13 protein-coding genes are annotated in these 13,617 nt (G+C 44.5%); 8 read left to right on the top strand and 5 right to left on the bottom strand.

Annotation, left to right across the window (positions count from 1 at the left end):
* Positions 1 to 22: 22 nt before the first annotated feature.
* Together TTER_RS05550 and TTER_RS05545 are read left to right on the top strand one after the other, a co-directional pair.
* Positions 23 to 1,864: a PA14 domain-containing protein gene (locus tag TTER_RS05550; RefSeq protein ID WP_012875043.1), complete on the top strand. Its 1,842-nt coding sequence runs from the start codon at positions 23 to 25 to the stop codon at positions 1,862 to 1,864.
* On the top strand, positions 1,842 to 3,260 hold the full coding sequence (locus tag TTER_RS05545; RefSeq protein ID WP_012875042.1) for a DOMON domain-containing protein: 1,419 nt from the start codon (positions 1,842 to 1,844) through the stop codon (positions 3,258 to 3,260). The genes TTER_RS05550 and TTER_RS05545 overlap by 23 nt, the downstream gene beginning before the upstream one ends.
* Before the next feature lie 60 nt (positions 3,261 to 3,320).
* Here the strand turns inward: TTER_RS05545 and TTER_RS05540 are convergent, their stop codons facing one another.
* Both TTER_RS05540 and TTER_RS05535 read right to left on the bottom strand, forming a co-directional pair.
* Entirely contained in the window at positions 3,321 to 3,680 is a 360-nt protein-coding gene (locus TTER_RS05540; RefSeq protein WP_012875041.1) for a phage holin family protein, read from the bottom strand.
* 45 nt (positions 3,681 to 3,725) lie between these two features.
* On the bottom strand, positions 3,726 to 6,113 hold the full coding sequence (locus TTER_RS05535) for a glycoside hydrolase family 3 N-terminal domain-containing protein (RefSeq protein WP_012875040.1): 2,388 nt from the start codon (positions 6,111 to 6,113) through the stop codon (positions 3,726 to 3,728).
* A 103-nt stretch (positions 6,114 to 6,216) separates the two neighbouring features.
* On the opposite strand from TTER_RS05535, the gene TTER_RS05530 reads away from it, so the two are divergent.
* Positions 6,217 to 7,497, top strand: a complete 1,281-nt coding sequence (locus TTER_RS05530) for an ArsB/NhaD family transporter (protein ID WP_012875039.1) — start codon at positions 6,217 to 6,219, stop codon at positions 7,495 to 7,497.
* Positions 7,494 to 7,940, top strand: a complete 447-nt coding sequence (locus TTER_RS14660) for a universal stress protein (RefSeq protein ID WP_012875038.1) — start codon at positions 7,494 to 7,496, stop codon at positions 7,938 to 7,940. Before TTER_RS05530 ends, TTER_RS14660 begins: the two co-directional genes overlap by 4 nt.
* 2 nt (positions 7,941 to 7,942) lie before the next feature.
* Here the strand turns inward: TTER_RS14660 and TTER_RS05520 are convergent, their stop codons facing one another.
* Positions 7,943 to 8,146, bottom strand: coding sequence for a hypothetical protein (locus TTER_RS05520; RefSeq protein ID WP_012875037.1), 204 nt, complete (start codon positions 8,144 to 8,146; stop codon positions 7,943 to 7,945).
* Between the two features lie 169 nt (positions 8,147 to 8,315).
* On the opposite strand from TTER_RS05520, the gene TTER_RS05515 reads away from it, so the two are divergent.
* Positions 8,316 to 9,008, top strand: a complete 693-nt coding sequence (locus TTER_RS05515) for a queuosine precursor transporter (RefSeq protein ID WP_012875036.1) — start codon at positions 8,316 to 8,318, stop codon at positions 9,006 to 9,008.
* Between the two features lie 15 nt (positions 9,009 to 9,023).
* On the opposite strand, the gene TTER_RS05510 is transcribed toward TTER_RS05515, so the two are convergent.
* Positions 9,024 to 10,844, bottom strand: a complete 1,821-nt coding sequence (locus TTER_RS05510; protein ID WP_012875035.1) for a chloride channel protein — start codon at positions 10,842 to 10,844, stop codon at positions 9,024 to 9,026.
* Between the two features lie 21 nt (positions 10,845 to 10,865).
* Positions 10,866 to 11,297: a MarR family winged helix-turn-helix transcriptional regulator gene (locus TTER_RS05505; RefSeq protein WP_241215193.1), complete on the bottom strand. Its 432-nt coding sequence runs from the start codon at positions 11,295 to 11,297 to the stop codon at positions 10,866 to 10,868.
* A gap of 95 nt (positions 11,298 to 11,392) precedes the next feature.
* Here TTER_RS05505 and TTER_RS05500 point away from each other — a divergent pair, with 95 nt between their 5' ends.
* From TTER_RS05500 to TTER_RS05490, 3 genes are all read left to right on the top strand, one after another.
* A complete protein-coding gene (locus TTER_RS05500) occupies positions 11,393 to 11,908 on the top strand; it encodes a TspO/MBR family protein (RefSeq protein ID WP_012875033.1) in 516 nt (171 codons plus the stop codon).
* 76 nt (positions 11,909 to 11,984) lie between these two features.
* Positions 11,985 to 12,845: an aldo/keto reductase gene (locus TTER_RS05495; RefSeq protein WP_012875032.1), complete on the top strand. Its 861-nt coding sequence runs from the start codon at positions 11,985 to 11,987 to the stop codon at positions 12,843 to 12,845.
* Positions 12,846 to 13,278: 433 nt separating this feature from the next.
* On the top strand, positions 13,279 to 13,605 hold the full coding sequence (locus TTER_RS05490; RefSeq protein WP_012875030.1) for a hypothetical protein: 327 nt from the start codon (positions 13,279 to 13,281) through the stop codon (positions 13,603 to 13,605).
* The last annotated feature ends 12 nt before the right edge of the window (positions 13,606 to 13,617 follow it).

Genomic DNA, 13,617 nt, shown 5'->3' with positions numbered 1-13,617 from the left:
ATCGCAGGAAGGAGTAGTCTAAATGCTATTCAGAACCAAACTCATCCATGTCATCTTAGCAACCCTATTCGCATTTATGCTATTACCCAAACAAAACAATGTAGTCAGAGCTAATGCAGCAGAACACGGCCTAAATGCACAATACTTTGCAGACAAAGACCTCACAGACCTGAAAGTTACTAGGATAGATCCCAATATAGATTTCGACTGGAGCTCTGGACCACCCGACCCCTCCATACCACCATACGACTTCTCAGCACGCTGGTACGGAAAGATAGAGCCAAAGTACTCGGAAATGTATACCTTTTACACAACTACCGATGACGGTGTAAGGCTGTGGGTTAACGGGCAACTCCTGATCGATAAGTGGGTTGACCAAGCGCCTACAGAGTGGTCAGCATCAATTCAACTGCAAGCTGGGCAAAAGTACGATCTGATAATGGAATATTACCAAGCAGGTGGAGGAGCTATGGCAAAGTTAGAATGGTCCAGCCCCTCCCAGCCAAGAGAGGTAATACCTAGCGATAGCTTGTATCCTGAAGAGGTAACTTTCCCACCTATCATAAATAGGCTTGGCTATGATGATCCAACAGGGCTGTACATAGTAAGACCTGGCAACCCAGCAAAGCCTAAGATAGCCTTAGGTGTTATCAATAAGTCTTCCAACCCCATAACTCTCACACTGAACTGGAAGCTACTGGCAAGAGGTACCGACTTAGTATCTCAGGGCTCTTACGAAATAGATCTAAAAGGTAATGAACAGAAGTTGGTCAAGGTACCATTGGGCAAAATAAAACAACCTAATTACTATCGAGTACAAGTAGAGGTCCTAAACGAAGAAGGTACATTATTGGCCCAGAAGGATATGGGGCTCGGCATCATTTGGCCCCCACACGATGGCTTGAGATACTACTCCCACTTCGGTCTGGGATTTAGATCCGAAGGTGATATGAATATCCAGATGCAGATAGGAGAGAAAATCGGGGTCAAGTGGACAAGAGGCATAAACTCAGTGGATCCACCTATCCTCAACCCGGAACCCGGCGTCTATTGGGGTGACAGGGAAATAAGCCGAGCTCGGGAAGAAGTCTTGAGCTGGATGAGTCATGGCATCTACCCTCTGGGCTATATAAATTACAATATGCCTTGGAACGTTAGACCAGGACCAAATGGTGAACCCCTACCTAGACATGCTAATTGTCCCAAGGATATGGAAGCACATGCCAATATGGTGTACCACGCAATAGCTCCTTTGCACGACCTTGTTAAGGATTGGGAGCTATGGAATGAACCATGGGTACATGGGTGGACTTGGACTACATGTGATGCACAAGATTATAGAATAATGACTAAGCTGATATGGGACAAAGTCAAGAAAGATTTTCCTGATGTAAATCTTATAGGTGGAGGGTCAACAACCTACAACAAAGACGTAGTCTATTGTAAGGGGTGTCTCAACAATAGATACTACGGTGGATACATTGATGGCTCCGTGAACCATGCATACGGAATACCAGACGCAGCCCAACTAGCAGCAATCAAAACCCAAGCAGCTATGGATAAACTCTGGTCCAGGACACACGGCCGAGCTGGATTATGGCAAACAGAGCTAGGAACATCTGAGTCTTATTTCCCTGACTTGCCAGAGCAAGAGCGGCCTTACGAAGTAGCTAGAACTATTGCTCCTACATACCTCCTTCACATTCTGGGTGCAGGTAATATGCCAATACGCATCTTCTGGTTTGCACTATCATACGGTTCAGGCTACTCAGGAGGAGAGTACAACATATACGATACAGAAACTAATACCCCCCAAGCCTGCAGTAGTAGCTTACTCAGCCATGACTCACTTCCTGGAGGATAGCAAGCTCGTTAAGGAACTATTCCCTAATTCAAAGTCAACTTGGGGATTCTTGTTCCGAAGAAATGACGATAGTAAAGCTACAGCAGCTATTTACCTAGATCAAGACTTCAGTGGTACCATAGAGATCCCGAACGCTAGAGGGCTGAAGATTTATGACTACCTAGGAACGCCGCTATTCGACGGCAGGTCAAATGTAGCAACAATATCAGCAGAACCTTGGCAGACCATATACATCGTCAGTGAGCAATCTCCCAAACATCTAGAGAGCATATTACGCAAGGCTCACTTCAATCTAGATAATCCACTCATAGTCAATCCACTATCATTTACCAAGCCTATTTCAAGAAACTCCACCGTTAAGGTTAGAGTTGAAAATGCTTCACCCAATCAAGTAGCGGCTTCGGTAAAGATTCAAGTGCCCTCCGATTGGCTACTTATCAGGGATGAAGCCAGTACAGGTGTAATGCAACCTGGGCAGGTAAAGGTACTAAGGTTTAAGGCAAAGAGGGCTCTACCAAATACAGACAACAAGTACAACATAGTTTGGGAGGCAGAAGTAGTAAATATAAATAGTGGTTACCAGACACAGCAGTCAGGCAACCAAATAGTACAGGTAGCATATGCTCCTTATCACAGGATCAACATAGATGGGGATCTATCAGATTGGCAAGATATAACGCCCGTGTCCATAGACCCAGATGGCAATGGGGGTCTTCCTTCGGACAAGGTTTGGACTGCATGGGATAAGAATTACTTTTATCTAGCAGCTCAAGTACCTGATCAGCAACAATCCTCTAACAAGCCATTCGATGAGGATCCATATGCTTTCGCATTCTATGCCGATAGCATACAGATGGCTTTCGATACCATTAAGAAAAATCTGCCTGATGACTTGTTAGTGGGAGATCCTGAATACGAAAAGGCGTTGGCTTCTGATATGGATCACTTGTTTATAGCTACGTTAGCTCAAGGGAACATGCCGGAGCTATATCGTCAAACGGCCCCGGGGACCAACTACCAGACTTACTATCCTACTAATCCCGATACGAACCCTCCGCTCGGGCCGATGAACGCATCCCCTAGAGGTGGCACAGACGGTAAGATAAAGATAGTAAGAGATGAAACTAATAAAATAACTACATACGAGATAGCCATAGCTTGGAAGGATATCTCACCACTCTGGCAGAAATTGGAAGAACTTAGAAGAGGAGAAACAATTACTACACACTTCGCCTTTGCAATTAACGATACCGGAGACCAGGGGAGAGGTATGTATTACTGGACCAAAGAAGCAGGCATGGTTTTCTCAGGAGGGTATAACTTTGCACCTTTCTGGGGCACTGGACAGAAAGCTAACGGCGGCAGAGTGATAACGCCCTGGGGCTTCGGCAAATAGCACGTAGCATTTAGGGAGTGGCCGGCAACAGGTAAACGTTGCTGGCCACTCCTATATTTATTAATCCCCTACAACAATCGACAATACAAAGCTGACCAGACTAACAACTATTGAACCTAAAAGGGCGGGCCAAAATCCATCTACGTAGAAGCCAACATCTAATATGTTTGTAGTCACAAAGGAAGCCAGCCAAAACATCAATGCATTGAGGACCAACAGAAATAGGCCTAGAGTCAAAATAATCAACCCACACGATAGGAACTCAAGAACGGGTTTTACAAATGCATTTATCAGACCTAAAACCAAAGCCATGACCACTATGGATACAAAAGCATTCTCAGCAACCCTTATACCAGGTACCACATACACCGCCACAAGTAGGGCAACAGATGTAATTAGCCACCGCAAGATAAAGTTCATACAAATCTCCTTTGTTAGATCCTAGCTGTAGAGCCTGGCAGATACCTATTCAACGACAACAGTAGTGGCGACTACATCCCTCTGGTTATAGTAAGTAGTCTCTCCTGGTAGTGTTACATCAAGTTCATGTCTAATATCTACCGAGGAGGATCCAACACGAAAGATATATTGTCCAGGCTCAGTAACAAATTGCATAGCCTCGTTATAAAAAGCTAATCTAGAGGGATGGACTATAAAGGTTAACTTCTTGGATTGACCGGGATCCAATCTCACTTTTGTGAATCCTAGTAACATGTTTGTCGGACGGGAAACAGAAGCTACAACATCTTGACAGTAAAGCTGAACAACCTCACTCCCCGTATATTCCCCTACATTCCTAATTTCAAAGGAGATGGCTGTGGGCTTGGTGGTGTCACCAACTTCGATATTTGGCTGGCTGTACTCAAAGCGTGTATAGGACAAGCCATAGCCAAATGGGAACAGAGGATCTACAGTGGAGTCTATGTAATCTCCAAAGAACATCGCCTTGTCCCCACCATTCCTTTGACCAAAGTAATCAGGTACTTGGCCCACCCTACGAGGGAAGCTAACAGGAAGTTTCCCGCTCGGGCAAACACTCCCAAACAGCACATCAACTATAGCATTGCCCCCCTCCTCCCCAGGAGGCACGCAGAAGATTAAGGCATTAGTTGAATCAACCAGGTCTTCCAGCGTATGAACTCTACCACTTATTACGACTACGACCAGCTTCCTAGCAGCTTCAGCTATAGCTCTGACCAAATCGGCTTGCACGCCTGTCAAAGATAAGGATGTTGCGTCATTTGCCTCTCCGGAAGTAGCTGGTCTCTTCAATCCACTCTTGCCACCCACAAAAACTATAGAAACATCAGCGTTACTGGCAGCATTAACTGCAGCAGCAAACCCAGATCTGTCATCTCCCAAAATATCGCAACCCTTTTCATAAATTACGTCGATATCGGGGTGCTTATCTCTTATTGCCTGTAGTGGAGTAACGTGCGGAGTGTAGTAAGGACCAGGAGCAAAGTTTCCTAGATTAAGTTGACCAGCAGGAGTGGGTGCTGGCTCTTCTGATAGCAACCCTAAGGACTCCGTATCTGATTGAGACTCGAACAAAGACTCAAGGTGTGCTGGATAGTGGTAATCCCCTTGTAGGAGCCTCTTATCGTCTGCTGCGGGACCTATGACTGCTATTGACTTCACATCATCCTTCGATATCGGCAACACACCATCGTTCTTTAGTAACACTACCGACTCTGCTGCAGCCTGATAAGCCAGTTGTCTCTGCTCTGGTGTCTGGAACTTCGAGCTAGCAACCCCTGCATCAACATATGGATTCTCGAACAAGCCTAATCGGAACTTAAGCTCAAGCACTCTTCTAACTGCAGCATCTATCAACTCAATTTTGATGCTTCCATCTTCGATAGCCTTCTTTAGGGGTTCGCCGAAGCAATCCAAAGCAGGCAGCTCCATGTCCAATCCGGCATTTAGAGCTATGCAGGCGGCTTCTGACTTATCAGCAGCAACCTTGTGAAAAGATCGCAACATCTCAACGGAGAAGTAGTCAGCGACTACGGACCCTCTAAACCCTAACTCCTTGCGCAAAAGGTCGGTAAGGATAGACTTACTTCCGGCACAGGGTAAACCATCAACAGAAGCGTACGAATTCATAATTACTGATAAACCAGCATCCCTTATCGCTGCTGCGAATGGTTCGGCATAAACCTCTCTAAGTTCGCGTGGACCTACATGAACAGGTCCCCAATTTCTTCCTCCTAGCGAGAAAGAATAAGCCAGGAAGTGCTTACCTGTGGCTGCAACCCCTTGAGCAAGATCATCCCCTTGCAGACCCTTTATATAGGCTGTGCCCAGTGTCCCCACCAGAACAGGATCTTCACCATAAGTTTCCTCGACCCTTCCCCAACGAGGATCTCTAGCCACATCAAGCACCGGAGCTAGTGCTAGCCTGGCTCCCACAGCCAACATTTGCTCTCTAATCACCTGAGCAACTTTTTCTATTAGCTCGGGGTTCCAAGAACAAGCCAGCCCTAAAGCCTGGGGAAAGACAGTGGCATCTCTATGACAAAAGCCTCCGACGGACTCCTCATGAATAAAGACTGGTATGCCTAATCTCGTCCTCTCAATCACAACCTTCTGAATAGAATTCATAAGATTTGCACTTTCATTAGGACGAAGACCGGTAGCTGCGCCGATGCGTGTAATTTGTCCAATACCATTTGGAATTTGACTAATCGCATAATCAGGATCAAATCGCCCTTCTCGTATTAAGTCAGTACTCCAGATGCAGCCTAGCTGAGCAATCTTTTCATCGATGCTCATCCTGGATAAAAGATCATCTATTCTCTGATCGATTGGGAGTGAACCGTCTTTATATTTGAAGGTCTCAGAGCTCACTACAAACCCTCCTACTTTTGAGAAGATATATTTTCAAGATAAACTGAGAACTATTTAGAGATCAAGCGCGATTTGTCGCCAATAGTAGCAATATAATGTCTCTATGCAACAGGTACTTGCGCTAGCAATTTTATTAGTAACTGTAGGGCTGGTATTTACAAGGCCCAAAGGTATAAGTGAAGGATTGTCGGCACTTATTGGAGCTGTACTGGCGATAATTCTAGGATTAATCTCTCCTGCAAAGGCGCTAAACTCTGTTGTTGAATCTTGGAACGTATTCCTTTTCTTTCTGGGTATGATGGCTATTGCTGCCCTGGCAGACCAGTCTGGAGCTATCGATTTTTTGGCTCAATTAGCATCTAGTATTAGCAAGGGTAGTACTCTAAGGCTATTCATACTGATCTGCATTACAGGAGCAGCTATCTCAACATTGCTTGCCAATGATACTACTGCTGTAGTGTTGACCCCAATAGTATATACACTAGTTCTCAGATTGTCCTTAGATCCCCTACCGTTTATGTTCGCAACAACTTTTATAGCGGACACCGCTTCTATCGGACTCCCAGTAAGCAATCCAATCAACCTGATAATATCGGAGCAAACAGGGATAGATTTACCCCACTACGTTAGCGCCATGTGGCTACCTTCTTTACTTGTTATAGTGGTAAACATAATTTTATTTACCGTCCTCTTTAGAAGAGAGCTAAAGACTAGATACTCAGTACCTCCTAAAACTAGAGCCTCATCCTCGGCATACATTACTATCACTATTCTTATGCTTATAGCAATTACTTATATATGTGCATCATACATAGGATGGCCCCTAGGAATAGTTTCAGTCATAGGAGCAGCGATACTAGCAGTCAATCTTGCCAAACATCACAAGTTATCAATAAAGAGGCTCAGAGAAGATATAAGCTGGTCCATATTCCCTTTTATAACTGGTCTGGTCATAGTAGTAGAAATGCTCAGAGGCATAGGTATAACAGACTATATAGGTAGGTTTATTATAAGAGCTGCGGGTACAAGTCTGATTAGACAGATCACAGTTACCACATTGAGCTCCATGATAGGCACAAATCTGTTCAACAACCTTCCCATGGCGTTGATTATGACTAGAGCTATTAACGATCAGCCACTATCGGTAGCAACCAAGCAGATACTCTCTCTAGCAACGATTTTGGGCTGCGATCTAGGCCCCAACCTTACCCATTTTGGATCGTTAGCAAATTTCCTATGGCTATTCTTCCTGAGGAAAGAGGGAGTTGAGATCTCGGCAGTAGAGTATGCAAAACTAGGAGTAGTCACAATTCCCTTCTTGCTGGCCGCAGCCATTCTTGGTTTGTGGATAACTATTAGATTTCATCTCTGGACGGGAATATGAAAGCTCTAGTTCCTATAACAGGACAAGAAGAGGAAGAACAAATTATTGAAATGCTAAGAAGCCTACCGAAGTCCATAGAAGAGCTCATAGTACTGCATGTGCAGGATCCATCTCCGGAGAAAACATTCGAAATGCTAGAATTAGGGCATCATCACATCTCAAAATACAGGCTGGAAGAAGTCCAGAAAACCCAAGAGGCATATGCACAACAAGCCGTGAACCGAGCTATAGATACCATACGCAGGTACGTTAACATATTGGCTACTGGAATTATCCTAAAGGGAAGAGCCAATGAGGAGATCATGCGAGCTATCCAAAAAGAAGGAGCAGAGTTAGTGATCCTTTTCGCCAAGAAGAATGCCTCAGGTCCGAAATCCATTGGTAAAACCGCAAGGTTTGTTCTAGATCACGCTCCCTGCTCCGTATTATTGATCAGGAAATAGCATCATGATGCTATTTCAAGCTCAGCGGGTTTATTCTTCAGAAGCGAGGAGTAATCCCTAGCGTCACTTTGCTTATAATACTCAACCCTGTATGTGCCAGAAGCCAAGGCCACAATAGATTGCACAAACCAGTTTTCGCTGAGCATCCTGCGAACACCTCTCAACATCAAGGATCTGTTAGAATAGTACACCTTTCTATATTCCATTCTATTTTCCCCTTTGATTGCATTTATTATTGTTGTAAATCTCGAATCTCGTGTTGGTTTCTACAGCATAAATATAATTTCTACCTGATAAAATTAGAGCGGCATTCAGAACAAAAACACACCGTCATTTGTGCATAATGCACAATACAGAGGGGTATTGGAGAAAGTCTTGAGAACGGAGAGAAGACGCTGTTATAGATACTTAGATTTCATAACTGCTGCCTTTGTAGCAGTACTCCTAATATCTAATGTGGCATCCACCAAGATTCTAGTTCTAGGCCCGTTTACATTCGATGGGGGCACCATACTATTCCCTCTAGCTTATATATTTGGCGACGTGCTAACCGAGGTATACGGTTATTCTAGATCCAGAAGGGTTATCTGGACGGGATTCTTTCTTGTAGCTCTAGCAGCCTGCGTCTTTGCTATAGTCGACGTACTCCCCCCTGCCCCTGATTGGAAGTTACAGGAGTCCTTTCATGCTATTCTGGGGCAGACTCCAAGGATAGTGCTCGCCAGCTTAGTGGCTTACTGGATAGGCGAGTTTTCAAATAGCTTTGTTCTCGCTAAGATGAAAATCTTCACAAGGGGACGACTCCTGTGGACTAGAACAATTGGGTCAACACTGGTCGGAGAGGCCTTTGATACCTCTACTTTTCTGCTCATAGCGTTCTACGGATTTCTGCCTTCTAGCCTCATACTGACCGTATTCATATCCAATTATATTTTCAAAGTTGGGGTTGAAGTTCTTGCTACCCCAGTCACCTATATAGTGGTTAACACACTGAAGAAACTAGAGCGTGAAGACTACTTCGACATAGGCACGAACTTCAATCCTTTCCTAATAACCAGTGACAACTGAGTATCTGGAAGCATGCTAGTTAGTACGAACCCTTATAGGTTCACGATTCCACTTGATCTTAATAACTCTCTCCCTAACTCTTTCTTCTAATAACCTTCGCTTTCTAGCCTGTAGCAGCGAGCCGAGGGTTATAACGCCTAATACTCTCTCAGAATCAGGTTCTACCACAGGCATCCTTGTAATACCATGTTCAGCCATCCTATAGGCTATAGACCTCATGGTCTCGTAGGGATAAGCAACTATTGGGTGCTTTTCAGCTACGTCAATTATTTTCGTAGACGGGGGAACGCCTTTGATCAAGCTTTGGGTCACTATGCCTAACAGTATGTTGTTATCTCCGACTATAGAGTACAACCTCTGGTGAAGTGGTATATCCTTCCCCAACCGGTCCACAAATTCGCCCACGGTCATATCCTTTGGAATGAGCCTAGCGTTGGTATCCATAGCCTCAGAGGCAAAATGCAACTCAAGAGGGTCTGGAGAGTATTCATACGTAAGATGATAGCCTCTACGATCTAGTTTTTCAGTAAGAATGGATCTTCTCATAGTAAGTACGGTGAATCCGTAAGACACTATCACGACCAGTATCAAAGGTATTACGGAATGGATATCGTGTGTAAGCTCGAGAGCAAATATTATGGCTGTAAGAGGAGCTCTCATGGCTCCGCCCAATACTGCAGACATGCTGAGCATAGGCCAGAATCCCTCTCCCATCGATGGGAATATATGTGATTCAATGATTCCTATTGATCCTCCTATCATGAGGATAGGAGCTAACACACCTCCAGATGTCCCCGAGCCTAGTGCTATAGCCCATATGGCAGATTTGACTAACAATATACCTAGTATTAGCTGCCAAGTATTCTGCCCTCTAAGCATATCAGCTATGACATCATAGCCAACACCCAGAGCTCTTGGATAAATCAAACCACCTATGCCAACAAATACACCGCCAATAGCAGGCCACCACATCCAGTGAACCGGTAATTTGCGAAATATATCTTCAACTGTGTAGACCATCCAGGTGAGGATCAGTGAAAGCAGGCCAGCAACCAAACCAGTTATGAAACAGTCAACCAGAACCATAAGCGTAGGGTAAAATGTGTGAGTTGGAGTAGGAAATATGGGAGGTGTCCCTAGGAGATAGTACCTTAGAGCGCCTGCGATCGCGCTCGATATAGCAACAGGTATTAGACTTCTTGGCCTCCATTCAAACAGTAGCACCTCAACTGCTAATGCTATAGCTGCAAGAGGCGCACCAAACACAGCAGCCATTCCCGCAGCTGCTCCTGCTACCAAAAGTGTCTTTCTTTCAGAACTGCTCAGTCTAAGCAATTGAGCAATAAGAGATCCAAATGCCCCACCTGTCATGATAATTGGGCCCTCTGCACCGAATGGCCCACCAGATCCTATGGTAATAGCGGATGAGACTGGCTTAAGTATCGCAAGTCTAGGTTCTACCTTACTACCATTGATCAATATGGCCTCGATAGCCTCAGGGATGCCATGACCACGTATCTTCTCAGATCCATATCTGGCCATGAGGCCTACGATAATTCCTCCTATTACGGGGACAAAAAGTACAGCCAATCCTAAATGGTTACGAGATGGTGATACATCCTGAAAAGATATACGCTGGAAAAAGAATAAGCTAGTAAAGAAATGTATTAGATAGAGAAGTATTAAGGCTAAGAAAGCCCCTACAATCCCTACTATGATCGCCAAAGCAGAAATATAAATCAACCTAGGAGAAGCCGAGAAGTCACCAAGTCTGGGTCGTGCATCCCTAGCTTCACGGTGTAGAGTCCTAAGCCCCCTTTCTACAAGAATGCTCAAGTTATCTTCCTCCCCAATAAGTTATTTAGAATACATATCTTCTTTCACTATGGATTCAAGGGCCTGGATCAACTGTGGCCCCATAACTTTCAACTCACTCATGTGAATAGCAGACAACATATCAAGGACTCTTTCACCTTGGTCAGTGAGCCATACTAGGACTTGCCTCTTATCATCCCTATCCTTCATCCTCCTCACGTAACCTGCAGCTTCAGCTCGGTTTACTAATTCAACCGCGGTGTTATGCTGAACCTGCAGCCTTTCAGCAATCTCGCCTATAGTGGGTTTTGCACCCTCCGGCAAGCCTTTTATTGCTAGCATAAGTTGATGTTGCTGGGGCTCTACGCCTGCTTGCCTTGCAGCTGACTCGCTGAAATGCAGGAACTTCCGGATAACGTACCTTAAGTTGGCCAGAGCCTGATATTGCTGCTCAGTAAGAGTCTTGTTGTGCACAAATAAATTATATCGCATTACGATATAAATTAGGAAGATATGCTATTCCCTGTTAACCTCTAATTGATATTGAAAGAAGACCTAGGAGAACAATCGTGGTCAAGGATACAAAGAGTTACTTCGAAGACAAAAGAGTGAACCTAGCATCTTTCGGTAAGGCGCTTGGTTTCATAGCTATATGCGAGGGAGTAGGACTAATAGGATCAATACCAACTGCGCAGAACATACCATCTTGGTATAGCGAAATAAGGAAGCCGAGCTTTACTCCACCTAACTGGTTATTTGGACCTGTGTGGACAATCCTTTATATGCTAATGGGTATAGCTTTATATATTGTCAGCCTTAAAGAAGATAACCCGTTGAAAAGAACAGCAACCAAACTGTTCTTTATACAGTTAGCGCTAAATCTTCTCTGGTCTTACATTTTCTTTGGACTAAGGTCACCCAGGTTGGGATTCATTGAGATCGTCACGCTTGTGGCGTTTATAGCAATGACGATTAGAGCCGTAGCAAGGGTATCAGTTATCGCAGCTGTTATCCTTATTCCTTACCTAGCCTGGTCCATGTTTGCAACTGTGCTCAACTTCTCTATATGGAGGTTGAACAGCTAAATTAGAAACTGTCTGACAAATATCGTTCTATGGGTGTATTATTAGCGTATCCAGAGCTGATGGGAGGAGGAAATCTATGATAGGCAAGCAGACATTTGGTAGAACAGGTCACCCAAGCAGTCGAGTTATCTTTGGAGCTGCAGCCCTTAGCAACGTCACGCAAGAAGAAGCAGATAGAACAATGGAAACAATCATAGAGTATGGGGTAAATCATATAGATACGGCTGCGAGCTATGGTGAATCCGAGAAACTTTTAGGACCATGGATGGAAAAACATAGAAATCAATTCTTCTTAGCCACTAAAACCGAAAAGCGCACTTTTCAGGAAGCATACGACCAGATACATCGATCGCTTGAAAGGCTTAGAGTAAATCAAGTGGATCTTATTCAGCTCCATAACCTAGTGGACCCAGAGGAATGGAATGTAGCCATGGGTCCAGGAGGCGCGCTGGAGGCAGCTATTAGAGCAAAAGAAGAAGGACTTGTAAGGTTTATAGGTGTAACCGGGCATGGTCTTACAGTAGCCCGAATGCACATAAGATCTCTAGAAAGATATGACTTTGATTCGGTGCTACTTCCCTACAACTATCCACTAATGCAAAATACAGATTATGCACGCGATTTTGAAGAGTTGCTAGCCATATGCAAAGAGAGAAACGTAGCAGTACAGACTATTAAGTCCATTACCCAAGCTCCATGGGGAGATCAGCCCAGAACAGCAGCTACATGGTATGCTCCGCTAACCGAGCAGGAAGATATAGACCTAGCAGTGTGGTGGGTGCTAAGCAGGCCGGGAATCTTTCTCAACAGTGTAGGAGATATAAACCTCCTGCCTAAAGTATTAGACGCAGCTGATAGATTCACCGGACAATCACCAACTGAAGAGGAAATGCAAAGATTAGTCATTAGAAGGCACATGGAGCCGCTGTTCGTCTAGAATTATAAACAGCACTGCCTCTGAATTGGAATCTGCCAATCGGGCGCTACTCCAAGCCCGATTGGCAGCGTTTTTAAGTCCTTCCCACAGAACTATGGCCACCAGTTATAGCGGTTTGCGTTTGACACTCTATCTCGTGCACGTCTCTAAGCATCCTGATCGTAAGTTCAACAACACAACTTGGATGTAGGTATATGTCCGCACCATTCCCCCACCAAGCTACTATGGTGCCCTGTAGGGGATAGCCACAGTAAAAGCATGATGTGCCAGACGGTATTGGTCTATGGCTTTCAGTAGCTGGATGCTGCTCATCAGTTGTATGTGTAACCATTCGTTTTGCTCCTTGCTGAGATATTAAGTCCCTGAAAAATCACTAGCACTAGTCATGCTAAGGTAGAATATACAGGTCTTATGATATTGAAGGGAGATGGCAATGAACATCTACAGCAACATGCTAAGAATAAAGGAAAGACTTCAAGCAAGAAGTGCAAGTCCCCAAACGCTTAAAATGATGGACAAGTACATATCCTTGGCTAGTAAAGTAGCGGGAAGCGAGCATACGTCCACTCTAAGAGTGCTGAGCGAGCTCATGAAAACTCCTGAGGCTCTGGGCAACATGTCTATTTATAACGACTTAGCTGCGCTCGAAGAAGAATTGCAACAAGAGCGAATTGAGATCCAGAAAGAGAGAGAGCAGATCGAATCCAGACCAATTCCCAAGCCTAAGAAGTACTACAAGCAACATAAAAACAAGAAATAGCGCTGTTTTATT

Origin of the sequence: Thermobaculum terrenum ATCC BAA-798 (assembly GCF_000025005.1) — a bacterium.
Classification (GTDB): Bacteria; Chloroflexota; Chloroflexia; order Thermobaculales; family Thermobaculaceae; genus Thermobaculum; species Thermobaculum terrenum.
Note: the sequence above shows the minus strand (reverse complement) of the source record. Positions and strands in the feature narration are given on the sequence as shown.

Bases quoted from the DNA above. Each gene is read 5' to 3' on its own strand.
- TTER_RS05550 (WP_012875043.1), top strand. From the start codon at position 23: ATGCTATTCAGAACCAAACTCATCCATGTCATCTTAGCAACCCTATTC.
- TTER_RS05495 (WP_012875032.1), top strand. From the start codon at position 11,985: ATGATAGGCAAGCAGACATTTGGTAGAACAGGTCACCCAAGCAGTCGA.
- TTER_RS05490 (WP_012875030.1), top strand. From the start codon at position 13,279: ATGAACATCTACAGCAACATGCTAAGAATAAAGGAAAGACTTCAAGCA.
- TTER_RS05530 (WP_012875039.1), top strand. From the start codon at position 6,217: ATGCAACAGGTACTTGCGCTAGCAATTTTATTAGTAACTGTAGGGCTG.
- TTER_RS05545 (WP_012875042.1), top strand. From the start codon at position 1,842: ATGACTCACTTCCTGGAGGATAGCAAGCTCGTTAAGGAACTATTCCCT.
- TTER_RS14660 (WP_012875038.1), top strand. From the start codon at position 7,494: ATGAAAGCTCTAGTTCCTATAACAGGACAAGAAGAGGAAGAACAAATT.
- TTER_RS05540 (WP_012875041.1), bottom strand. From the start codon at position 3,680: ATGAACTTTATCTTGCGGTGGCTAATTACATCTGTTGCCCTACTTGTG.
- TTER_RS05520 (WP_012875037.1), bottom strand. From the start codon at position 8,146: ATGGAATATAGAAAGGTGTACTATTCTAACAGATCCTTGATGTTGAGA.